The organism is Micromonospora sp. NPDC047644, assembly GCF_040704315.1.
Lineage (GTDB): Bacteria > Actinomycetota > Actinomycetes > Mycobacteriales > Micromonosporaceae > Micromonospora.
Genome location: NZ_JBEYSY010000001.1, coordinates 353,627 through 374,534, shown reverse-complemented (window position 1 = coordinate 374,534; position 20,908 = coordinate 353,627). Strand labels below are relative to the sequence as shown.

Here is a 20,908-nt window from a genome sequence, read left to right as displayed (position 1 = left end):
CCCCATCCTGCCCGACCGGTGGGTGCCCGGTCAGCCGGGCAACGCGGGCAGACCGAGCGGACTGCCCTCGGGGAGCAGGGTGTGGCCGGACCGGGCGATCGGCTCCAGCAGCTCCCGGAGCCGGTCCGTGTCGTCGACGCCGAGCGCCTGCCACGGGTGCGCGGCGGCCAGGTCGGTGGCGTCCTCAATGGCCTGGAACTCGGCGCGGGCGTGGTCGGTGGCCACGCCGTCACCGGTCAGCCAACCCCGCTCGGTGAGCCGCTCGCGGGCGGACTTCCACTGCTCCTCGGACCAGCCCCGGCCCAGCAGGTACTGCTGTGGCGAACCGTCCAGCGCGACCCGCGCGGTCAGCGTCTCCACCGGGTCCAGGCCGGCGGCCACCAGCGCCGCCACGTGCCCGTCCCCCCGGTGCTCGCGCAGCGTGGTGGCGGCCTGCCAGAGCCGCGCCAACGGGTACTCACCGGCCGGGAGGGCCGCGTTCGCCGCGCCGAGCACCCGGCCGGCGGTCTGCGCCGCCGATGCGGCCCGTTCCAACAGGTCGGCGGCCTCCACCAGGTGCGACTCGGGCAGCTCGTAGGTCAGCTCGGCGAGCGCCTGCACCGCACCGGTCAGGCGGGCACGCAGCGCCTCCTGGGGAGTGGCCAACCGCCACACCGCGGGCAGTGCGCGGGTCACCATCGGTGGCGCGAAGTTGAAGAAGGCGGCGATCACCGGGGCCGCCTCGGCGGCTCCCAGCGGCGCGGCGCGGCCGGCGAAGTAACCGCGCCAGTAGCCGCGCAACCCGACCGCCTCGTACGCGGCACGCGCCCGGGGGTGGAGGTAGGTGACAGCGTGAACCGGCTCGAAGTACGCCCACATCGACCGGGCGGTCCGCCCAGGCTCGTCCAGCGCAGTCACACGCACCTCCGCGTCGCGGTTCCGGATGGCCACCCCGGGCGGCGAACCGCCCGGGGTGACGCCGAACCTACTGCCGCTGGGTGACGGGCCGGAAGCCCCATGTGAACAACTCCATCCCGTCCCGGCGACAACCGGGACGATCCGGACAGGTCACTGGGCGGCGAGCACGTCCACCACGAAGCGCAGCGGACCGGTCGGACGGCCACCGGCGGCGGCGTCGTCGTTGCCGTACGCCAGCTCGCCCGGGATGTCGAGCTGCACCCGGCTGCCCACGGTCACGCCAACCAGACCCTGGTCCCAGCCGGGGATGACCTGGCCGACGCCGATCGGGAAGGTGGCCGGCTGCCCGCGCTCCCAGGAGGAGTCGAACTCCTTGCCGTCCTTGAAGAACACCCCCACGTAGTTGGTGGTGATGTTCTGGCCCTTCTGCACGGCCGGGCCGGTGCCCTTGATCAGCGGGGTGACCGCGAGCTTCTTGAGGTCACCCGTGCCCGGCGTCACCGTCGGCTTGGTGCCCAGCGCCGGGTCGGCGCCCTCGGGCAGCTGCGGAGCGGGGGGCGCGCCGGCCTCGTCGGGAGCCGGGGCGGAGGCGGACGGAGTGGCGTCGGCCTGGTTCTTGGGCTTGTCGTCGCCGCCGCCGCCGATCCACACGAAGACGCCGATCAGCGTCGCGGCCACGGCGAGGGCGGCGAGGCTACTGAGCCCGGCGTTGATCTTCCGCCTCCGGTCGGCGGCCTTCTTCTCAGCCAACTGGGCGGCCAGGCGGCGCCCCGACTTGGTTGCCGGGCTCTGGTCCGGGCCCGTCTGCTGCGTCCGCTCGCTCACGTCGTCGACTCCCTGCTGCGAAGTGTGGCCGGCACCCGGTGCCGGGGGGAAAGCCGACGCACACGGTACCCGCACAGCGGCCCACCGTGCCCGCCGCGGACGCCTCGGATCGCCCAGCGCGACAGTTCCGGGTCCTTCCCGGGCGGTTATTCCGGGACGACCATGAAGTCGGTCACGAACGAGGTGACCCGCCCGTCGGCGGCGCGGCCGATCCAGGTGCCGTAGCAGCCGTCACCCCAACCGCTCGTCACGATGACGACGTTCGCCCCACTGGCCTCGTCCAACACGGCGGTGATGAGCCCTGGCACCGGGGAAGAGGGCAGCTCGGCCGGGATGAAGACCTCCTCGACCCGGTGCTCGTCCCAGCCCTCCAGGACGGCGAGCGCGGTCGGGTCGGCGAGGGTGCCGACACCGGCGTCCACCCCGTAGCCGAAGTAGTCGTCCGCGCCGAGCGTGGCGACGTCCTGGTCACCCGCGACGGCCGGCTCCCAGCGGATCGTCGGCTCGGCTGAGACGACCAGCTCCAGCGCGGCGACCCGCCGGTCCACTTCGGCGTCCTCCCGGAGCACCACCGCCACCCAGGCACGCGCGGGATGCCGTCCCGGCGGCACTGTCACGGTGAACGGCTCCGCCTCCGGGCACACCAGCGGGTCACACCCGACCACGCGGCCGGTCGGCAACACGATGTCGCCCACCGGGTGCACCTCGATCAGGTACCCGCCGTGCTGGTCGGTGAAGCGGGCGCCGGGCGTCAGTAACCGGTCCAGATCAGGGGTGTACGGCATGGGGGCTCCTCCGGTCGCCAGCGGCCGGCGGAGCGTACCCGGCGAGGCGGACACCGTCGCCGCTGCCGTACGGTCAGGCGCTCTTGCGGGGTGCGGTCTTGCGTGCGGCGGTCTTCTTCGCCGGCTCCGCCTTCTTCGCGGCGGTCTTCTTGGTGGCGGTCTTCTTCGCCGGCTCCGCCGCTTTCTTCTCGGCCGTCTTCTTCGCCGCGGTCTTCTTCGCGGGCGCCTTGGCCGCCTTCTTCTCGGCTGCCTTCTGCGCCGACCGGGCCGACGAGATGGGCGTCGGCTCACCCGCGCCACCACCCCCGCCGGCGGGCTGCTCGCCGCGAGCCGCCTTGGCCCGCTCCACCGAGGCCTTCAACGCCGCCATCAGGTCCACCGCCGCGGCCGGGGCCTCCTCGACCTCTTCCGGCTGGACGACCTCCCGACCCTCCACCTTGGCGTCGATGACCTCCTGCAACGCGGCCCGGTAGTCGTCGGTGAAGACGTCCGGCTCGAACTCGCCGGTCATCGAGTCGATCAGCGAGCTGGCCATGGCCAGCTCCGGGGGGCGCACCTTGAGGTCCTCGTCGAGGAAACCGAAGTCCGGGGTACGGATCTCGTCCGGCCAGAGCATGGTGTTGAGCAGCAGCACACCCTCGCGGACCCGCAGCGTGGCCAGTTGCTCCCGCTGGCGCAGCGCCACCTTGACGATGGCCACCCGCTCCGAGTCGATGAGCGCGTCGCGCAGCAGCACGTACGGCTTGGTCGCGGCGCCCTCGGGTTCGAGGAAGTACGCCTTGTTGTAGAGGATCGGGTCGACCTGCTCGGCCGGCACGAACTCCAGCACGTCGATGGCGCGGGAGCTGGTCAGCGGCAGGTCGGCGAAGTCCTCGTCGGTGAGGATCACCATCTCGCCGCCGCCGATGTCGTAGCCCTTGGCGATGTCGTCGTAGGTGACCTCTTCGCCGCAGACCGAGCAGGTGCGCTTGTAGCGGATCCGGCCGCCGTCCTCACGGTGCACCTGGTGGAACCGAATGTCCTTCTCCTCGGTCGCGGAGTAGAGCCTCACCCCGATCGAGACGAGCCCGAACGACACGGCTCCCTTCCAGATTGCACGCATCCTGCGCTCCCTTCCCCGGTATCGACCATGCTCGCATCCGTTGGAACCGGACGCGAGGTGTTCGGGCCGCTACTACAATTCGGGTCGTGCCCGGAGCGCCGCTCAAGCCGATGCTCGCGATGACCGGGCCGCTGCCGGCCGGCGACGGCTGGGCGTACGAGTTCAAGTGGGACGGCGTCCGCGCCCTGGCCGACATCTCCGGCGGCGGTCAACACCTGTATGCCCGTTCCGGCGTCGAGATCACCGCCGCGTACCCGGAGTTGGCGACCCTGCCCGAACAGGTCGACGACGCGCTGCTCGACGGTGAGGTGGTGCTGCTCGGCCAGAACGGGCAGCCGTCGTTCACCGCGCTGGCCGAGCGGATGCACGTCCGGGACCGGGTCAAGGCGGCCCGGTTGGCAGCGGTCATGCCGGTGACGTACATGATCTTCGACCTGCTCCGGCTGAACGGCGACGACCTGACCGGCTGGCCGTACGAGCGTCGCCGCGAGGCGTTGGACGCGCTGGCGCTCGGTGGCCTCCGGTGGGCGGTGCCACCGACGTTCACCGACGGGCCGGCGACCTACGAGGCGGCCGGGGAGCACGGCCTGGAGGGTGTGATGGCCAAGCGCTCCGGGGCCGTCTACCGCCCGGGGGTGCGCTCGCCGGACTGGGTGAAGGTCAAGCTGGAGGTGACCGGCGACTTCGTCGTCGGCGGTTGGCGACCGGGCGCGCGCCGGATCGGCGGGCTGCTGGTCGGGGTCCCCGGCCCGGACGGCCAACTGATCTACCGGGGTCGGGTCGGCGGCGGCATCGGCGCGGCGATCGAGCGGCAGCTCCTCGCCGAGCTGGAGCCGCTGCGCTCCGGCGTGTCACCGTTCGCGCCGGGGGTGCCGCGCGAGGATGCGCGGGGCGCCATCTGGGTAACACCCCAGGTGGTGGTGGAGGTGAAGTACGGCCAGCGCACCCCCGACGGCCGGCTGCGCTTCCCCCGGGTGCTGCGGTTGCGCCCGGACAAGCCTCCGGAGGAGGTCGACGATGCCGGCTGACCGGCTACGGGTGGACGTCGAGGGTCGCGCGCTGGAGCTGTCCAACCTGGACAAGGTGCTCTACCCGGCGGCCGGGTTCACCAAGGGCGAGGTGATCGACTACTACACCCGGATCTCGCCGGTGCTGCTGCCGCACCTGCGGGACCGACCGGTCACCCGGATCCGCTTCCCCAACGGGGTGGACGACAAGTCGTTCTTCGAGAAGAACACGCCGGCCGCGACCCCGGACTGGGTGCGGGTGGAGAACCTGCCGGCGCCCGGGTCGACGAAGGGCCGGGAGACCATCGACTACGTGGTCGCCGACGACCTGCCCACCCTGGTCTGGCTGGCCAACCTGGCCGCCCTGGAGCTGCACACACCGCAGTGGAAGGTGGGCGAGCACCCGGACATGATGGTCGTCGACCTCGACCCGGGCCCGCCGGCCGGGCTCGCCGAGTGTTGCCCGGTGGCGGTGCTGATGCGCGACCGCCTCGCCGAGGACGGCATCGAGTCGTACCCGAAGACGTCCGGTAAGAAGGGCATGCAGCTCTGCTGCCCGATCGCCGGCACCCAGTCGTCCGACCTCGTCTCCGACTACGCCCGGCGGATCGCGCAGGAGTTGGAGACGGCCCACCCGAAGCTGATCGTGTCGAAGATGGCGAAGAACCTTCGACCGGGCAAGGTCTTCATCGACTGGAGCCAGAACAACGCGGCGAAGACCACAGTGGCGCCGTACTCGCTGCGGGCCCAGTCCGTGCCGTCGGTGTCGACGCCGCTGACCTGGGACGAGGTGGAGGCCGGCGCGCGCGGCCGGAAGCCGGCCGTCCGCCAGTTCACCGCCGCCGAGGTCCTGGCCCGGGTCGAGGAGTACGACGACCTGCTCGGCCCCCTGCTCGACGGCGGCCCGGAACTGCCCACCCGCTGACGGGCACCGACGGTAGGAACCGCCCGGCCACCCGATACGGCCATCGGCTGACGACCGGCGCGACCAAAGTCGGTGAGTAGGGTGGTGCCGACGTCGACCCGGGGAGCGTGGAGATGCAGCCGACCGACACGGCCGACCTGGCGGCCCGGCCCGTCGAGGCCGAGCGCCCGCTGCTCAGCTACCGCGACGAGGCGACCGGCGAGCGCGTCGACCTGACCGCCCAGCAGGTCGGCCAGTGGGCGGCCCGGAGCGCCGGCCTGCTGCGGGACGGTTGCGGCCTCGGCCCCGGCAGCCGCGTAGCGGTCCTGCTGCCACCGCACTGGCGTACCGCCGCCGTGTTGTTGGGGGCTTGGGCCTCGGGCCTGGCGGTGTCGTTCCGGCCGCGCGCCACGGCGGGCCTGGCGGTGCTCGAACCGGGCGGCGACCGGCCGTTCGATGCGGTCTTCGTGACGCCGGAGCGGCAGGACGACTGGCTGGAGGACGTGCCGGACGCGCCGCACCGCTACCTCGTCGGCACCGGTCCGGGACGGCTGGACGACGTGCCGTTGGGCTGGTTGGACTGGTCCGCCGAGGTGCTCCGGCACGGCGACGGCACGCCCGACCACACCGCCATCCACCCGTCGGACCCGGCCACCGCCGACGGCACCACCTACGGTCAGTGGGGTGCGCTCGCCCAGGAGTTCGCCACGATGCTGGACCTGCGCCCCGGCGACCGCCTGCTGGTCGACGCCGCCGAAACCGAGCAGCCGCTGAAGTGGTTGCTGGCACCGCTCTCGGCCGGCGCGTCAGTGGTGATCAGCGCCAACCTCGACCCGGCGCGACGGGACGCGATCGTCACCGCGGAACGCGTCACCCGCGTCCTCTGAGGCTGTCCCGGGTCACCCGACCGGTGGAGCCGCTGCCTTCCGTCAGCTCTCACATTTCTCCTGCTCATACGCTTCGCCGAAGGCACGCGCCGAGGGTCCGGGCGCGGCCACTGTGCACACCGGCGGAGGGTCGATGGCTTCGAGGCGTACACCTCGGGTTGTGGTCGCGGCGGTGGCCGGCGGACTCTTCGCCCTGGGGGTGGTCGCGCCCGGCCCGGCGGCGGCACCGCTGCCCCGCGCGGCCCAGGCCGACGGGCCCACGGGCCCCGACCCGCGTGAGCCGCGCCCGCCGCTGCTCCCCGCCGACTTCCAGGGCACCGGCCGGTACGTCGTGCGGGACCTCGGCATCGACGTGCCGTTCTCCTGGCAGGGCCGGAACGGCAACAGTCAGATGATCGCCGGCGGCCCGGACCACCCGATCTGGTTCACGAACCTGATCTACGAGAACACGCTCTACACGCTCACCTACAAGTGGCCGAACATCCCGCTGTTCCCGCCCCGCGCGTGCAGCAAGGTGCCGGGGTTCTTCAACCGGCAGATCTTCAACGACAAGCTGAAGACCGCTCGTTACGTGGGGCCGGAGATCCTGCAGGGCCCGACAGACCGGCATGTCGACCACTGGCGGGTCGGGGTGGTCGGCGGCTCCGCGGTGCCAGGGGAGTTCTTCCGGTTCCCGATCGCGCTCGGCGACATCTACGTCGACCGGCACGACCCGAGCCGGTGGTGGCAGGTGTTGCAGTTCGGCCTGCAGAACCTCTTCGACCCGGAGCTGGACGAATGGTTCACCATGGACACCTTCCACCACCGCCCCGGCGAGGTCACCCTCCCCGACCGGTGCCCACCCCCCACGTCGTAGCGCGTCCGGCGCACGCGTTCCGCCTTGATCGCCCGGTTCCCGCGAGACCGGGGCATCCGGGTGCTGCCGGACCCCGCGATATTCGGCAGTGAGTCGATCAAGCGAGGTGTCGCTACTGTGGTACCGCCAGTAGTACCATGTACAGGTGCCCTCCATAGACAAGCTCGTCGAGGCGATGCGAAGGAACCAGCAGAACGTCGCCTACAACGATCTCTACGGGGTGTGTGAGCACTACTTCGGCAAGCCTCGGCAAGCTGGCAGCTCCCACGCGGTCTTCAAGATGCCCTGGGCGGGTGACCCGCGTGTCAACATCCAGAACGATAAGGGCAAGGCCAAGGCATACCAGGTACGGCAAGTGATCAAGGTGATCGACAAGAAGGAGGCCTCGTGATGGAGACCGAATCCCGTCCTGAGGTGTCCCACTACACCTACCGCGTCACCTGGTCCGTCGAGGATCGCGAATTTGTCGCTACCTGCGCCGAGTTCCCATCCCTCTCCTGGCTGGCGCCTTCGCAGATCGATGCCCTGGAGGGCTTGCAGGACTTGCTAAGAGAAACTGTGGCCGACATGGAGGATGAGGGAGAGCAGGTGCCGCAGCCGTTGGCCGAGCGGAACTACTCGGGCAAGTTCAACCTCCGCGTCGGGGAGAGCCTGCACCGCGAACTCGCAATTCAGGCTGCCGAAGACGGGATGAGCCTCAACCAGTACGTCTTGCGCAAGCTCCGCGCCGCCTGACGGCGACCATGCTTCCACTTGCTGAACGCGAAGGTCGACCCGAGCGCTCCTACCGCTGGACATGTCACCAGGAAGCGCGGTCAGAGGGCGAACAGCAGGGCGGCGTTCAGGAGGACGACGAGGGCGGTGGCGAAGTGGATGCCGAATGCCACAGCCTTCGTTCCGCCGTTCCGTAGCACGATGACGGTGTCGCCCAGCGGGACGAGCGCGACGACCAGCATGTACCACGCGACCGCCTCGGCGGTCGTGAAGGCGATCAGGGCGAGGCCGAGCAGCCCGAACGTGAGGTCCTTCAGCCCCTTGACCGCCAGGTAGGCGGGGTCGCCGTCCGGGCGGGCCGGCACGCCGTATCCGGCAGCGGCGGCCTGCGGTACCAGCAGGAACCGCGCACCGATGAAGACGACGAAGAGGCTGAGTACGACGGCGAGCCCGTAGGCGATGAAGGACAGCATGAGTTCGGCTCCTATTCCTAGCGCTGCTAGATGTAAGAGCAACGCTAGCAGAGCATCGGCAGAACTGCTAGCGGTGCTAGGGTTGTGGTCATGTCGACGCAGGGACGCCGGGAGCGGGAACGGGCGGAACGGGAGCGGGCCATCATCACCGCGGCCCGCGGCCTGGCCCTGGCGGAGGGCTGGGACGCGGTGACCACCCGGCGGCTGGCGGCCGAGATCGAGTACAGCCAGCCCGTCCTCTACAGCCACTTCAAGGGCAAGGACGCCATCATGGCGGCGGTGGCCGTCGAGGGCTTCGCCGAACTGGCCGCCACCCTCGTCTCGGCCCGAGCGTCGGCCGCCGACCCCCGGCAGGCGGTCGCCGACGTCGCGGCGGCGTACGCCGCTTTCGCCGAGCAGCGGCCCGCGATCTACGACGCGATGTTCACCCTCGCCGTGGACCTGCCGTTCGCCAGCCAGGACGTCCCGACCGACCTGGCCCGAGGCTTCGCCGAGCTGGCCGAGACGGTGCGCCCGTTCGTCGGCGACGACGACCTGGAGGCGGTCACCGAGACCTTCTGGAGCGGCCTGCACGGGCTGGTCACGCTGATGCGCAGCGGCCGGCTCCGCCGCGCCGACCACGACCGCCGGCTCTCGGTGCTGGTGGGCCGCTTCTCCCGCTGAGCGATGCAGGTCAAGGCTGACGGGGTCGTTGGCCGTCCGGGGCGTGGGGTCTTCGTCGCGGAGTCCCGCAAGCGCTGACGCTCGTTGCCTGCTGGAACAGGTCGGAGCGCGAGGTCGTCGAGATCTTGGACAGTTTCCGTCCCGACGTGACGGAAACTGTCCAAGATCTGGAGTGACGGGACCAGCGGCACGGATCAGGGTGGCGCGGACGACAGTTACCGCGTGCTGCTGGCGGCCCCACGCGGGCGACTGATTCGTTTGCGACATCAGCTCCACAGCGAGCGCGAGAGACATCCCGCTGCCGTGGCGTGCCCCGCGCTCGCCGCGCTGCGCGCTGCCCGCGCTGCCCGCGCTGCCCGCACTCGCCGCGCTGCCCGCGCCCACCGCGCCGTGCACCGCGCCCACCGTGCTGATCGACTCGGCTTTCAGGAAACCGAGGCGTCACCGCGCTCCGGACATCGCGACTTCCTGGAAAGCGAGTCGATCGAGGCCGCGCGGGTCAGTCGACGGTGGGCAGCTTCGGGCCGAGGACGTCGTCGGCGTCGACGATCGTGTACGCGTACCCCTGCTCGGCGAGGAAGCGCTGCCGGTGTGCCGCGTACTCGGTGTCGATCGTGTCCCGGGACACCACCGTGTAGAAGTGCGCCTGCCGGCCGTCGGCCTTCGGCCGCAGCACCCGCCCGAGCCGCTGCGCCTCCTCCTGGCGTGAGCCGAACGTCCCGGACACCTGGATCGCCACCGCCGCCTCGGGCAGGTCGATGGAGAAGTTGCCGACCTTCGAGATGACCAGGGTTCGCAGCGCGCCGGACCGGAACGCGTCGAACAGCCGCTCCCGTTCCTTGTTCGTGGTCGAGCCCTGGATGATCGGCGCGTCGAGGTACTCGCCGAGCTCGTGCAGCTGGTCGATGTACGCGCCGATCACCAGCACCTGGTCGTCCGGGTGCCGGTCGACCAGCGCCTTGACCACCGGCAGCTTGGTACGGGCGGTCGCCGCCATCCGGTACCGCTCCTCGGCCTCCGCCGTCGCGTACGACATCCGCTCCGCGTCGGTGAGGGTCACCCGGACCTCGGTGCACTCGGCCGGAGCGATCCAGCCCTGCGACTCGATGTCCTTCCACGGCGCGTCGTACCGCTTCGGCCCGATCAGGCTGAACACGTCGCCCTCGCGGCCGTCCTCGCGTACCAGGGTCGCGGTGAGGCCCAACCGGCGGCGGGCCTGGAGGTCCGCCGTGAACCGGAAGATCGGCGCGGGCAGCAGGTGCACCTCGTCGTAGACCACCAGGCCCCAGTCGCGGGCCCCGAAGAGGTCCAGGTGGGTGAACGCGCCGCCGCGCCGCGAGGTGAGCACCTGGTACGTGGCGATGGTGACCGGACGGATCTCCTTGCGCTCGCCCGAGTACTCGCCGATCTCCTCCTCGGTCAGCGAGGTGCGGGCGATCAGCTCCCGCTTCCACTGCCGGCCGGCGACCGTGTTGGTGACCAGGATCAGGGTGGTCGCCTTCGCCTCGGCCATCGCCGCCGCGCCGACCAGGGTCTTGCCGGCACCGCAGGGCAGCACCACCACCCCCGACCCGCCGGCCCAGAACGCCTCCACGGCCTCCCGCTGGTACGAGCGCAGCGTCCACGGCTTGCGCCCGTCCTTGCCGGCCTCGGCCAGCTCGATCGGGTGCGCCTCACCGTCGACGTAACCGGCCAGGTCCTCCGCCGGCCAGCCCAGCTTGAGCAACGCCTGCTTGAGCCGGCCACGCTCGGACGGGTGCACCCGGATGGTGTCGTCGTCGATCTTGTCGCCGAGCATCCCGGCGAGCTTCTTGCTCTTGGCCACCTCGATCAGCACCAGCCGGTCCAGTGCGCGCAGCACCAACCCGTACGCCGGGTCGTTGGCGAGCTGGAGGCGGCCGTACCGGTCCATCGTCTCGGCCACGTCCACCAGCAGCGCGTGCGGCACCGGATAGCGGGAGTACTTGAGCAGCGAATCCACCACCCCCTCGGCGTCGTGCCCCGCCGCGCGGGCGTTCCACAGACCCAGCGGGGTCAGCCGGTAGGTGTGCACGTGCTCCGGCGAGCGTTCCAGCTCCGCGAACGGCGCGATCGCCATCCGGCAGGCCTGCGCGTCGGGGTGGTCGATCTCCAGCAGCAGGGTCTTGTCCGACTGCACGATCAGTGGTCCACCGCTCACGCCAGCGTCCTCTCCTCGGTTGGCCGACCGGCCGGAACGGGTCGCATACCCGCTGCTGGCCGACCATCCAGTGTTGCACGATGCGGGACGGTGGAAGAAAGATGCTCACCGCGCGCAACCGTGACGGCACTTACGAACGTCTAGTAAAGGGACGACTGTCTGGGGAGGGCCCATGGAGCAGTTCCGGATCGCCTCCCGGCTGGTTGCCCTCGTGGTGGTCGTGCTGGTCGGCGCGGGAGCGTGCGCGTTCGATCCGCAGTCCGGCGGGAGTGGTGGCGGGGGAGCCGCCCCGGCCGGTGCGGCGGAACAGGCAACGGGGGCGGGCGACACGTCCGGGCCCGACCAGCACGGCCGGCCCACCCCGGCCGCGCCCACCACCAAACCCTCCCGGAAACCCACGCCGAAGCCGACCCGTACGGCACCCACCACCACCCCCGGCACCGGTACGCCGACAGTCGCCGGCTGCCCCCAGGGGCAGCACCAGCGGGCGGTGGAGACCCACCTGGCCCGGTTGGGCGGGTTCGGGGCGGTGACAGTCGACGGCCGGCAGTCCGCCGCCGACTGCGCGGCGATCAAGAAGTTCCAGAAGAGGTACGGCATTCGCCCCGTCGAGGGTCGCGCCGGACCCACCACCCTCGACGTGGCCCAGCGCCTCGCCACCACCGACACGACCCGCTGCAAGGCCGGCGCCGGCACCACGTTCTGCGTGGACCTCACCCGGCAGACCGTCTGGGCGCTCCGCAGCGGCAAGGTGATCATGGAGCCGACGGTGACCCGCACCGGCATGTCCGGCTACCGCACCCCGGCCGGCACGTACGCCGTCAACTACCGCAACCCCAAGGAATGGTCCAACCCGTACGAGGTGTGGCTGCCGTACTGGCAGCACTTCACGCAGGGGATGGGCTTCCACGAAACCACCACCTACCTGCACGACAAGTCGATCGGCTCGCACGGCTGCGTCAACCTGCTGCACGCCGACGCCGTCCGGATGTGGGAGCTGGGCAAGGTCGGCACCCGGGTGGTGCTGATCGGCCGCCGCCCCGGCACCTGAGTGACACGGAGCGAATCGCGGCGGTAACCCCCTGTCCGACCGGACCAACGAGTGTCACCCTTGGAGTCCAGGGCCGGACCGGGCGGGGAGGCTGGGTATGACGGTCGACCGTGACGTGATCGCGGAGCACGAACACGCACCACCCGACGAGGTGTCCCGGGCGACGGTGATCGCGTACGCCGTTGCGGCGACACTCCTGCTCGGGTGGTTCCTCTTCGGCTGGCTGGTGCTCGAGCAGGGCTTCGTCGACTCGGTCGGCGAGTCCGCCGGTGCCGGCTTCGCACTGCTGCTGATCATCTCGGTGGTCGGCACCGTACGCCGCAGCCGCCGCTGACCGGACGGCGTCCGCGCGGTGGCGCCGTCGGTCAGTCCGCCACCACCGCCGCGGTGATCCGGTGCAGCGCGAACGTGTGCAGCATTTCGGTCCGTTCGTCCTCGGCCCGCAGGTAACCGGCACCGATGGAGACCGGCTTGAGCAGGCGTGACGCCGTCGCCCCGTGCGCGTCGACGTAGCCCACCCAGACCAGCGCCTTGTCCCGGACCGCCTGCTGGAGCACCGCCAGTGCCTCGCTGTGGGTGTGCGCCGGCACCGGGCCGCCGCCCAGCCCGGGCGCACCGCCGCGCACCACGGCAGGCGCCCGTCGGGCGGCCCGTGCCGCCGCGTCGCCGCGCCGGATGTGCTCCACCACACCGAGCAGCCGGGGCATGGGCAGCTTCGGGGCGGCCAGCGGATCGATCGTCCGGGTGGTCACCGACACCCGGGGCGGGGCCCGACGGATTCGCGGCCGGGCCAGCACCGTGCTGCCGGTGCCGTCCTCCTGCACCGGGGCGTACCCCGCGTCGCGCAGCGCACCCAGCAGCCGACCGACCTGGTACTGCGTACACAGCACCGTGGGCGCGAGCCGGCGCAGCGCCAACGACTCCAGCCGCCGGTCGGCCAACACCTCACTGACCAGCGTCTCGTCGTCGCTGCGCAGGTACGCCCCGGCCAGGCCGACCCGCAGCCCGCCGTGCTTACGGGCCACGTCGTCGATCAGGTAGGTGAGCCCCTGCGGCACCGGGGTACGTGACCGACGCCGGAACACGTCGTGCAGGTCGTCGGCCGTGTAGCCGGAATCCAGGGCCCGCCGCACGCTCGCCGTGGTGACCCGGTGCACGCTGGCCCCGCCGGCCGACTCCAGCTCGGTCATCGCCTCCAACTCGACGGCGAGCGCCGGCTCGGGCGGGCCGGGCACCACAACTGTCAAATCGGCCTGCACCAGGAAGTGGTCGACCGGTGCGGGCAGCAGGGCGTCCAGCGCCCGCGCGGTACCGGACGGGTCGCCGCTCTCGACGTCGGCGTGCACGCCCAGCGGGTCGTCACCCCGCTCGTCGGTCGACGTCAGGTCCCCCAGCAGCAGCCGACCGTACGAGGTGAGCGCCCCCAGCCCCGTCACGCCCAGCTGTGCGGCCTCGGCCAGCACCTCCCGGTGTGCGGCGTCCCGGCCCCGGCTGCGACGGGGAGCCCGCCAGTCCAGCAGCTCCTGCACCTCATCCGGGGTGGGCGCCGTCGCCGGCTCCAGATCGGCGAGTACGCCGAGCACCGCCCGTCGGGTGGCCGGCGCGCTGGCCCGCTCGGCCTCGGCGGAGAGCGCGGTGATCGGCCGGTCCCGATCGTCACGGCGGCCCACCAGCCCCACCTGTCGGGTCATGGTCAGCCACGCTCGGGCGAGCTGCTCCCACCGTTGGGCCAGTGAGGCGGCCCGCCACACCTCGTACCCGCCGGTCGGTAGCACCTGCTGATCCGCCCCGTACCGGCCGGTGGCCGCACCGGGCATCTCCAGCTCACCGAGGAGCCCCGCCGCGTACGCCACCTCCAGCAGCAGCGCGGTGGTCGGTTCGTCCAGCCCGGCGGTACGCGCCAACCGGCGCAGGTCCCGGACACCGATGCCACCCGAACGCAGCACCGGCGCGGGCTCGTCGGCGAGCTGCTCCAGCAGCCCTTCGGTGTGCCGGACCACCTCCATGGTCTGCCCGGCTCCGGCCGAGTCGACCGCTTTCGGCTCCCGTGGCGCGGCGGCCACCGGCGGTGGGCTGGTACGCAGCGGCCCGAGGGGACCGCTGTCGCGGCGCAGCAACAGGCCGACCTCGCGGGGTAGCTCCACCGTTGCGCCGGCCGTGGACGAACCGGTCGTCGCCGGGACCAGCAGTCGGTTGTCGACGAGCCACCGCACCGGGGAACCGGTCGGCGCGCCACCGTTCGTCGGGTCGGTGAGGACCGGGTCCGCCGCGCCGAGCGGCGGCGCCTGCAACGCCCCCGGCGGCACGCTGCCCACCGGCGGGCCGGCGGCCAACCGGTCCAGGATCGCCCGGGCCGAGGGCGGGGCGGCGAGCACGGTCCGTCGCAGCTTCGCCGGGTCCGCGCAGAGCGCGGCCGCGCGCGGGTCCAGCTCCGCGGCCGGCCGGCCGAGCCCAGCGGGGTACGGGGAGACCTCGTCGACGGCGGGCAACACCTGGAGCGCGTGCTCCGGGCCGTACAGCAGGAAGAGCGCACGCAGTCGGCCCACGGCGGCCCGGACGGCCGTCGGAGCCGGCGGGTGCGGCCCGGCGGTCGCCATCGCCAGCACGGTGTCGGTGGCCGTGGTGGCGTCGTCCGGGTTCCGGGTGAGGCGGGCGGCGTCGAGGATCTGGAGGGTGAACTGGTCCAGACCGTCCAGCGCGCGGGCCACGGAGACCCGGGACTGGGCCCGGATGGCCAGGGCGGAGACGTCGGCCGGCACGGGCACGACGAGGTCGGGCCGCAGTTGGAGGAGTGCGGCCAGTGACTCGTCGGGCAGCGACCGCAGGTGGTCGGCGAGTGAGGTGGTCATCGTCTTTCCACGCTAGCCCGGCACCGGGCTTCCGCGCCCCTCGGACGTCCGGTCGACCGGGAGTAGCCGGTACGTTTCTCGACATGCCCGCACTGACCGTCGGATTCGACCTCGACATGACCCTGGTGGACTCCCGCCCCGGCATCGCCGCGGCGTACCGGGCGCTGACCGCGAGGACCGGGGTGCCGGTCGACGCCGAGCTGGCGGTGTCCCGGCTCGGGCCGCCGCTGCGTACCGAGCTCGCGCACTGGTTCCCGCCGGATCAGGTCGAGTCGGCCGTGCGGGTGTATCGCGAGCTGTACCCGGCGTACGCGATCACCCCGACGCTCCTGCTGCCCGGCGCGCGGGAGGCCATCGAGGCGATCCGTGCGCGCGGTGGCCGGGTGCTGGTCGTCACGTCCAAGATCGGCCGGCTGGCCCGGTTGCACCTGGACCACCTCGGTCTCACTGTCGACGAGCTGGCCGGCGACCTGTTCGCCGAGCAGAAGGCGACAGCTCTGCGGGAGCACGGCGCTACCCACTACGTCGGTGACCATGTCGCGGACATGGTGGCGGCGGCGGCGGCCGGGGTGCCCGGCATCGGCGTGGCGACCGGCCCGTGCTCCTCCGATGAGCTACGGGCGGCCGGGGCGGAAGTGGTGCTGGACGAGCTCACCGAATTCCCAGCGGCGCTCGACGGGATGATCCAGCTAGCCTTGGAGCAGTAGCGGCTCAAGTGAAGCAGGGGTTTTCAGGTGCCTACGGGTCGAGTGAAGTGGTACGACACGGCCAAGGGATACGGCTTCGTCACGAGTGACGAGGGCGGCGACGTGTTCCTGCCCAAGGGGGCGCTGCCGGCGGGTGTCACCGACCTCAAGGGTGGCCAGCGGGTCGACTTCAGCGTGGTGGACAGCCGCCGGGGCTCGCAGGCCATGGGGGTCAAGCTGCTGGACGCGCCGCCGTCGATGTCGGAGCTGCGCCGTCGGCCGGCTGAGGAACTGCACGGCCTGGTCGAAGACATGATCAAGGTGCTGGAGGCGAAGGTCCAGCCGGACCTGCGCCGAGGTCGGTACCCGGACAGGAAGGCCGCGCAGAAGATCGCTCAGCTGGTCCACGCGGTGGCCCGCGAGCTGGAGGTCTGAGGCACCAGGCCGGCGGTGGCGGCCCGGTCGAGCAGTGCCGCCACCGCGGCGAATCCGGCCTCGCCCAGGTCGGCGGTGAACTCGTTGACGTAGAGGCCGATGTGCCGGTCGACCACGTCGAGCTCCATCTCCTGGGCGTGCGCCAGCACGTACTCCCGGCTGGCCGCCGGGTCCGCCCAGGCCTGTCGGACCGACTCGCGGACCCAGCCGGCCGCGGCCTGCGGGTCGACCGCCCCGCGTCGGGCCAGGATCGCGCCGAGGGGGATGGGTAGGCCGGTGTCGGCCTCCCACCATTCGCCGAGGTCGACGAGGGCGCTCAGGCCGTGCCGGTGGTAGGTGAACCGGGCTTCGTGGATGACCAGCCCGGCGTCGTAGCGTCCAGCCGCCACGCCCGGCATGATCTCGTGGAACGGCACCACCTCGATCCGGGCCGGTGGCCGCCCGGCCGACCAGAGCCGGAACAGCAGGTACGCGGTGGTCCGGTCTCCCGGCACCGCCACAGTGGCGCCGGTCAGGTCGGTGCGGTCCGGGCCGCCGTCGCGGTCGCCCCGGGTGAGCACCAGCGGACCACAACCGCGGCCGAGGGCGCCGCCGCAGGGCAGCAGGTGGTAGTCGTCGAGCAGCCAGGGCAGCGCCGCGAAGCTCACCTTCACCAGGTCGAACGCGCCCCGCTCGGCCGCCGTGTTGGTGACGTCCACGTCGGCGTACGTCACCTCGACCGGCGGTGCGCCGGGCACCCGCCCGTGTACCAGCGCGTGGAAGACGAACGTGTCGTTGGGGCAGGGCGAGATCGCCAGGGAGAGCGCCACACCCTCACGGTAGACCCGCGCCTGCCGTGCGGCCCGCGCCCACCCCGCCGTTGTGATCCGCGTCGGAGATCCGCGACGACCGGCCCGCGGCTAATGGCGTGGCCGGCGGCATCGGCGTGGCTGGCGGCATCGGCGTGGCTGGCGGCATCGGCGTGGCTGGCGGCATCGGCGTGGCTGGCGGTATCGGCGTGGCCGGTGGCCGGTCCCCGGCGGCAGCGTGGGTGCCGGCCCCCTCAGCGCCGGGGTCGGACACCTGCCTCGGACTCCCTTTGGAGCTGATGCCGCAAACGAATCGCGCTGGGCTCAGGGGCCGCAGCGATGCGAGGTCGTGGTGCGGGTCGCGGTGGTGCGGGTCGCGGTGGTGCGGGGTCGTGCGGGTCGCGGTGGTGCGGAGCTGTGATGCGAGCCCGCGCCTGCCGAACGCTGTTGGTTGGCGTAGGCCGTGATGATGTCGCAGACGATTCAGCTCCATAGGGGGTTTGCGGAGTAGGTCATCCACCGACCCGAGCGGTTGTCCACAGCTTTATCCACAGCTCTGGCTGGGGTGTTGATAGTGCGCTGACCAGCGGGGAACATCGGTCTGTGACCGAGGCGAGTGACCACACGGACGGGAGCAGCGGGGCCGATCTCGGTCCGGCGCTCCGCGCTCTGCGTCGGCGGGCCGATCTGAGTCAGCGGCAGTTGGCCGAGAGATCCGGGGTGCCGCAGCCGACGCTGGCCCGCATCGAGTCGGGGCGGGCGCTCAACCCCCGATTCCGGACCGTGGAACGCCTCGTCCGGGCGGCCGGCGGGAGGCTGGCCGTCGGCGTCCCACCCGCCGTCTCCGGCGTCGCCGAACCCACGCCGGTTCCGCACGACGACATGCGGGACGAGGCGGGCCGTCGATACCCGGCTCACCTGGACGTCTGGCCGGTCCACGAGCCTCGGGACTGGCCCGGCGCCTGGTGGGCGGAGTGGTACCGGTTGCCGCCCGAGCGGTATCCGCTCCCGCTGCCGCCGGCCGCGTACGAGCTGAACCGTCGTTATCGCGACAACCGACGGTGGGGTGCCGAGGTCCGAAGGACTACGCAGGTGCGTCGGGTGCTGGCCAGCGACCTGCCGGCCACCTGCTGGCGCTACGTCGCCGAGCTTCCCGACGGCAAGCTCATTGGTGAGCTGCGGGCCCATGAGCGCAGCCCGTTCCTCCAATTCGGCGAGTGGCATCCGGACATGCCGGAGCGGGAGATGGCGCTCGACGGCGTGCTTGTCGACCCCCGGTATCGGCGGTTGGGGGTCGGGCGACGGCTGGTCACCGCGCTGGTGACCGGGATGCGCGAGGCGGGCATCGACGACGCGGTCGCTGTCGCCGACCAAGCTGGCACCGACCTGCTGCTGGCGTGCGGCTTCGAGATCGAGGCACGCCGCACCGCCGCACTGCGCCTGGGTCAGCCGGGCAAGCGCCGCTTCTGGTGACCGTCGGCCGGGTCAGCGCAGTGCCGGGTCAGCGCAGTGCTGGGGCTGCTGCGGTCAGGGCGGCCAGGGCTTCGCGCAGCCGCCAGGCGTCCCGGTCGCGGGGGCCGATCGGGTTGGAGATCGTGCGCAGTTCGGCGAAGGGCACCCCGGCCTGCGCCGCCGCGACCGCCACGCCGTACCCCTCCATGGCTTCCGCGACCGCTTCCGGATGCCTGCGGCGCAGCTCGTCGGTGCCGGACGTGGTGCCGGTGACGGTGCTGACCGTGAGCACCGGGCCGGCCGTGGCCGTCGGGAGGGCGGCTCGCAACGCCGCCAGCAGGCCCGGGTCCGCCGACACCCTGCTGCCCGCACCCAGCAGCGCGGGCGGCATACCCAGCTCGTCGACCGGGATGAAGCCGTCGGGCGACTCGGCACCCAGGTCGGCGGCGATGCTGGCGGTGCCGAGCACCGTGTCGCCGACCTCGGCCCGCCCGGTGAAGCCGCCGGCCACGCCGGCGCTGACCACCGCACGGTACGGGCGGCCGGTGGCCTCTTCCAGCGCCAGCAGCCGTGCGGTGGCGGCACCGGCGAGGGCCGGGCCCACACCGATCGGGGTGACGGTCACGCCGGGGTCGGTCAGCCCGGCGCGGATCGCGTCCGCCTCGGCGGGAACCGCCGTCACCACCAGCAGGCCGGTCACGAGAGTGAGCCGGGAGACTCGCGGCGGGTCTCGTCGTCGGCCCCGCCACCCGGGCCGCCAACGGCCGACGACGGGCGGTAGATGTGGTAGCCCGGCGGGGCGAGGCTCGGGTCGTCGTACTCCGGTGAGCTGGTCCGGGCCGGTGCCGGTGAGGTCGGCGTGGGGTCCCCGGGCTCGTCCGCCGGCTCGTCGTCGGTCAGCTCGTCGTCACCGAGCGGTCGGCCGGCCAGCTTTTCACCGCGCAGCCGGGCGGCGGTCAGCACACCCCGGATCGCGGCCAGTACGCCGACCCCGGCGGCCACGGCGATGCCCATCCGGCCGTCGAACGGCACCAGCCCGAGCCCGCCGCCGGCGACGAAGGCGAGCATCAGCACCGTCTCGGAGTGGGCGAAGGAGCTGGCCCGCAACCGTTCCGGGATGCGCTCCTGGATCGAGGCGTCCACCGCCAGCTTCGCTATCCCGCTGGCCAGCGCGGCGACAAGGCAGAGCAGGGCGACCATCAGCAGCGAGAACTGGATGACGGCGAGCACCGCCACCCCGGCCACGATGATCATGCTGCTGGACTGGATGGCGGTCGGTCGGTGGATGCGCAGTCGGGTGCCGATGGCGGTGGCCAGGAAGGTGCCGACCGCGAGCGCGCCGCCGACCACGCCCAACGCCCATTCGGCGCCCAGATCCCGGCCGAACACCACCGTGGTCAGGTCGCCCTTCTTGATCGCGAAGGCGAGGAAGAGCAGCAGGAAGCCGTAGAGCGCGCGTAGCGTCGCCGCGCCGATCAGGGTGGCGATCACCAGCCGGCCGGACGGTCGGCCCCGCCCCAGCGGCCGGTCACCACGGCGGCGGCCCAGCGCGCGCAGTGGTCGGGGGACCCGCTCCGGTGGCTCCGAGTCCGCCTTCGGCGGCAGCCGCAGGGAGATCACCATGCCGACCAGGAAGATCACCGAAGCGACCCGCAGCGGCCACTGCGGCCCGAACCAGAACGCGGCCAACCCGATCGGCGCCACCAGCGCACCCGCGACAGTGCCGTAGACGCTGGCCCGGGCACCCACCTGGGACAGACCCAGGCCCTCCGGCAGCAACCGGGGCACCGCCGCGGATCGAGCCACGCCGTACGCCCGGGAGAGCGCGAGCACCCCGAACGCGGCCGGATAGAGCCCGAAGCCGTGGATGTAGTCGGAGATCAACCAGGCCAGGAAGGCGCGGCCGAGCATCGTCGCCGCCAGGGCGTACCGCCGGCCGTGCCGGAAGTGATCCAGCAGCGGGCCCACCACCGGAGCGAGCATCGCGAACGGCACCATGGTCACCAGCAGGTAGAGCGCGACCTTGCTACGAGCCTCGCCGAGTGGCACGTTGAAGAAGATCGTGCCGGCCAGACCGATGGCGATCAGGGTGTCACCGGCGCAGGAGAGCGCGTGCAGGTCGAACAGGCGAACCATGCCGACCTCGCCGCCGGCGCCCCGGGCGCGGGCCCGACCGGCCCGGCGGGTCACCCAGCGGCCGCTACCCATCGAACCCCGCAACAACAGACGAACAGCGCGAATGCCCGTGCCGACGGTCCGGCCGAGGACGGATCGCCCGGAGCGGGAGTACGACGGCATGTGCACCATCCTCGCCCATCTGATCCGGGTACGCCGCACCACCGCTGGGAAAGGTTC

Annotated in this window: 22 protein-coding genes; 12 read left to right on the top strand and 10 right to left on the bottom strand. The window is 72.2% G+C overall.

Annotated features, from left to right (window positions below):
- Nucleotides 1–30: 30 nt before the first annotated feature.
- The 4 genes from AB0877_RS01755 to AB0877_RS01740 form a co-directional block, all read right to left on the bottom strand.
- Nucleotides 31–858, bottom strand: a complete 828-nt coding sequence (locus tag AB0877_RS01755; RefSeq protein ID WP_366606165.1) for a hypothetical protein — start codon at nt 856–858, stop codon at nt 31–33.
- A 189-nt stretch (nt 859–1,047) separates the two neighbouring features.
- On the bottom strand, nt 1,048–1,722 hold the full coding sequence (locus AB0877_RS01750; RefSeq protein WP_366605718.1) for an FKBP-type peptidyl-prolyl cis-trans isomerase: 675 nt from the start codon (nt 1,720–1,722) through the stop codon (nt 1,048–1,050).
- A gap of 146 nt (nt 1,723–1,868) precedes the next feature.
- The gene (locus tag AB0877_RS01745) at nt 1,869–2,507 is read right to left on the bottom strand and encodes a DUF4241 domain-containing protein (RefSeq protein WP_366605717.1); all 639 of its coding nucleotides are present in this window, start codon (nt 2,505–2,507) and stop codon (nt 1,869–1,871) included.
- 73 nt (nt 2,508–2,580) lie between these two features.
- Nucleotides 2,581–3,609, bottom strand: a complete 1,029-nt coding sequence (locus AB0877_RS01740) for a Ku protein (protein WP_366605715.1) — start codon at nt 3,607–3,609, stop codon at nt 2,581–2,583.
- A gap of 86 nt (nt 3,610–3,695) precedes the next feature.
- On the opposite strand from AB0877_RS01740, the gene ligD (AB0877_RS01735) reads away from it, so the two are divergent.
- The 6 genes from ligD (AB0877_RS01735) (at nt 3,696) to AB0877_RS01710 (ending at nt 7,998) form a co-directional block, all read left to right on the top strand.
- Nucleotides 3,696–4,637, top strand: a complete 942-nt coding sequence (ligD, locus tag AB0877_RS01735) for a non-homologous end-joining DNA ligase (protein ID WP_366605713.1) — start codon at nt 3,696–3,698, stop codon at nt 4,635–4,637.
- Nucleotides 4,627–5,541, top strand: a complete 915-nt coding sequence (ligD, locus tag AB0877_RS01730) for a non-homologous end-joining DNA ligase (protein ID WP_366605711.1) — start codon at nt 4,627–4,629, stop codon at nt 5,539–5,541. Before ligD (AB0877_RS01735) ends, ligD (AB0877_RS01730) begins: the two co-directional genes overlap by 11 nt.
- A gap of 113 nt (nt 5,542–5,654) precedes the next feature.
- Complete coding sequence (locus AB0877_RS01725) at nt 5,655–6,407, top strand: TIGR03089 family protein (RefSeq protein WP_366605709.1); 753 nt, start codon at nt 5,655–5,657, stop codon at nt 6,405–6,407.
- 133 nt (nt 6,408–6,540) lie between these two features.
- Complete coding sequence (locus AB0877_RS01720; protein ID WP_366605707.1) at nt 6,541–7,263, top strand: hypothetical protein; 723 nt, start codon at nt 6,541–6,543, stop codon at nt 7,261–7,263.
- 145 nt (nt 7,264–7,408) lie between these two features.
- Nucleotides 7,409–7,654, top strand: coding sequence for a toxin HicA (locus tag AB0877_RS01715; RefSeq protein ID WP_366605705.1), 246 nt, complete (start codon nt 7,409–7,411; stop codon nt 7,652–7,654).
- Nucleotides 7,654–7,998, top strand: a complete 345-nt coding sequence (locus AB0877_RS01710; protein ID WP_366605703.1) for a toxin-antitoxin system HicB family antitoxin — start codon at nt 7,654–7,656, stop codon at nt 7,996–7,998. Before AB0877_RS01715 ends, AB0877_RS01710 begins: the two co-directional genes overlap by 1 nt.
- An 80-nt stretch (nt 7,999–8,078) precedes the next feature.
- Here the strand turns inward: AB0877_RS01710 and AB0877_RS01705 are convergent, their stop codons facing one another.
- Nucleotides 8,079–8,450 carry a DUF4267 domain-containing protein gene (locus AB0877_RS01705; protein WP_366605701.1) on the bottom strand — a complete coding sequence of 124 codons (372 nt, stop codon included), beginning with the start codon at nt 8,448–8,450 and terminating at the stop codon, nt 8,079–8,081.
- 90 nt (nt 8,451–8,540) lie between these two features.
- Between AB0877_RS01705 and AB0877_RS01700 the strand changes: the two genes are divergently transcribed.
- Entirely contained in the window at nt 8,541–9,113 is a 573-nt protein-coding gene (locus AB0877_RS01700) for a TetR/AcrR family transcriptional regulator (RefSeq protein WP_366605699.1), read from the top strand.
- A gap of 499 nt (nt 9,114–9,612) precedes the next feature.
- Here AB0877_RS01700 and AB0877_RS01695 read toward each other — a convergent pair whose 3' ends face one another.
- Complete coding sequence (locus AB0877_RS01695) at nt 9,613–11,292, bottom strand: DNA repair helicase XPB (protein ID WP_366605697.1); 1,680 nt, start codon at nt 11,290–11,292, stop codon at nt 9,613–9,615.
- A gap of 172 nt (nt 11,293–11,464) precedes the next feature.
- Between AB0877_RS01695 and AB0877_RS01690 the strand changes: the two genes are divergently transcribed.
- On the top strand, nt 11,465–12,343 hold the full coding sequence (locus AB0877_RS01690; protein WP_366605695.1) for a L,D-transpeptidase family protein: 879 nt from the start codon (nt 11,465–11,467) through the stop codon (nt 12,341–12,343).
- 97 nt (nt 12,344–12,440) lie between these two features.
- Nucleotides 12,441–12,677 (top strand): hypothetical protein, encoded by a 237-nt coding sequence (locus AB0877_RS01685; protein ID WP_366605693.1) that lies wholly within the window; start codon nt 12,441–12,443, stop codon nt 12,675–12,677.
- 31 nt (nt 12,678–12,708) lie between these two features.
- Here AB0877_RS01685 and AB0877_RS01680 read toward each other — a convergent pair whose 3' ends face one another.
- Complete coding sequence (locus tag AB0877_RS01680; protein ID WP_366605692.1) at nt 12,709–15,192, bottom strand: helicase-associated domain-containing protein; 2,484 nt, start codon at nt 15,190–15,192, stop codon at nt 12,709–12,711.
- An 83-nt stretch (nt 15,193–15,275) separates the two neighbouring features.
- On the opposite strand from AB0877_RS01680, the gene AB0877_RS01675 reads away from it, so the two are divergent.
- Together AB0877_RS01675 and AB0877_RS01670 are read left to right on the top strand one after the other, a co-directional pair.
- On the top strand, nt 15,276–15,899 hold the full coding sequence (locus AB0877_RS01675) for an HAD hydrolase-like protein (protein WP_366605690.1): 624 nt from the start codon (nt 15,276–15,278) through the stop codon (nt 15,897–15,899).
- Nucleotides 15,900–15,926: 27 nt separating this feature from the next.
- Nucleotides 15,927–16,313, top strand: coding sequence for a cold shock domain-containing protein (locus AB0877_RS01670; protein ID WP_366605688.1), 387 nt, complete (start codon nt 15,927–15,929; stop codon nt 16,311–16,313).
- Here the strand turns inward: AB0877_RS01670 and AB0877_RS01665 are convergent.
- Nucleotides 16,274–17,122: a 1,4-dihydroxy-6-naphthoate synthase gene (locus AB0877_RS01665; protein ID WP_357221085.1), complete on the bottom strand. Its 849-nt coding sequence runs from the start codon at nt 17,120–17,122 to the stop codon at nt 16,274–16,276. The genes AB0877_RS01670 and AB0877_RS01665 overlap by 40 nt on opposite strands.
- A 582-nt stretch (nt 17,123–17,704) precedes the next feature.
- Here AB0877_RS01665 and AB0877_RS01660 point away from each other — a divergent pair.
- A complete protein-coding gene (locus AB0877_RS01660) occupies nt 17,705–18,574 on the top strand; it encodes a GNAT family N-acetyltransferase (RefSeq protein WP_366605686.1) in 870 nt (289 codons plus the stop codon).
- 28 nt (nt 18,575–18,602) lie between these two features.
- On the opposite strand, the gene AB0877_RS01655 is transcribed toward AB0877_RS01660, so the two are convergent.
- The gene (locus AB0877_RS01655; RefSeq protein WP_366605684.1) at nt 18,603–19,253 is read right to left on the bottom strand and encodes a futalosine hydrolase; all 651 of its coding nucleotides are present in this window, start codon (nt 19,251–19,253) and stop codon (nt 18,603–18,605) included.
- The gene (locus AB0877_RS01650) at nt 19,250–20,851 is read right to left on the bottom strand and encodes an MFS transporter (protein WP_366605682.1); all 1,602 of its coding nucleotides are present in this window, start codon (nt 20,849–20,851) and stop codon (nt 19,250–19,252) included. Before AB0877_RS01650 ends, AB0877_RS01655 begins: the two co-directional genes overlap by 4 nt.
- Nucleotides 20,852–20,908: the final 57 nt, after the last annotated feature.

What these genes read in the sequence shown, in the direction of transcription:
- AB0877_RS01680 (WP_366605692.1), bottom strand. Translation starts at nt 15,192, where the DNA reads ATGACCACCTCACTCGCCGACCACCTGCGGTCGCTGCCCGACGAGTCA.
- AB0877_RS01650 (WP_366605682.1), bottom strand. Translation starts at nt 20,851, where the DNA reads ATGCCGTCGTACTCCCGCTCCGGGCGATCCGTCCTCGGCCGGACCGTC.
- AB0877_RS01745 (WP_366605717.1), bottom strand. Translation starts at nt 2,507, where the DNA reads ATGCCGTACACCCCTGATCTGGACCGGTTACTGACGCCCGGCGCCCGC.
- AB0877_RS01685 (WP_366605693.1), top strand. Translation starts at nt 12,441, where the DNA reads ATGACGGTCGACCGTGACGTGATCGCGGAGCACGAACACGCACCACCC.
- AB0877_RS01740 (WP_366605715.1), bottom strand. Translation starts at nt 3,609, where the DNA reads ATGCGTGCAATCTGGAAGGGAGCCGTGTCGTTCGGGCTCGTCTCGATC.
- AB0877_RS01725 (WP_366605709.1), top strand. Translation starts at nt 5,655, where the DNA reads ATGCAGCCGACCGACACGGCCGACCTGGCGGCCCGGCCCGTCGAGGCC.
- AB0877_RS01710 (WP_366605703.1), top strand. Translation starts at nt 7,654, where the DNA reads ATGGAGACCGAATCCCGTCCTGAGGTGTCCCACTACACCTACCGCGTC.
- ligD (WP_366605711.1), top strand. Translation starts at nt 4,627, where the DNA reads ATGCCGGCTGACCGGCTACGGGTGGACGTCGAGGGTCGCGCGCTGGAG.
- AB0877_RS01675 (WP_366605690.1), top strand. Translation starts at nt 15,276, where the DNA reads ATGCCCGCACTGACCGTCGGATTCGACCTCGACATGACCCTGGTGGAC.
- AB0877_RS01705 (WP_366605701.1), bottom strand. Translation starts at nt 8,450, where the DNA reads ATGCTGTCCTTCATCGCCTACGGGCTCGCCGTCGTACTCAGCCTCTTC.
- AB0877_RS01720 (WP_366605707.1), top strand. Translation starts at nt 6,541, where the DNA reads ATGGCTTCGAGGCGTACACCTCGGGTTGTGGTCGCGGCGGTGGCCGGC.
- AB0877_RS01700 (WP_366605699.1), top strand. Translation starts at nt 8,541, where the DNA reads ATGTCGACGCAGGGACGCCGGGAGCGGGAACGGGCGGAACGGGAGCGG.
- AB0877_RS01755 (WP_366606165.1), bottom strand. Translation starts at nt 858, where the DNA reads ATGTGGGCGTACTTCGAGCCGGTTCACGCTGTCACCTACCTCCACCCC.
- AB0877_RS01690 (WP_366605695.1), top strand. Translation starts at nt 11,465, where the DNA reads ATGGAGCAGTTCCGGATCGCCTCCCGGCTGGTTGCCCTCGTGGTGGTC.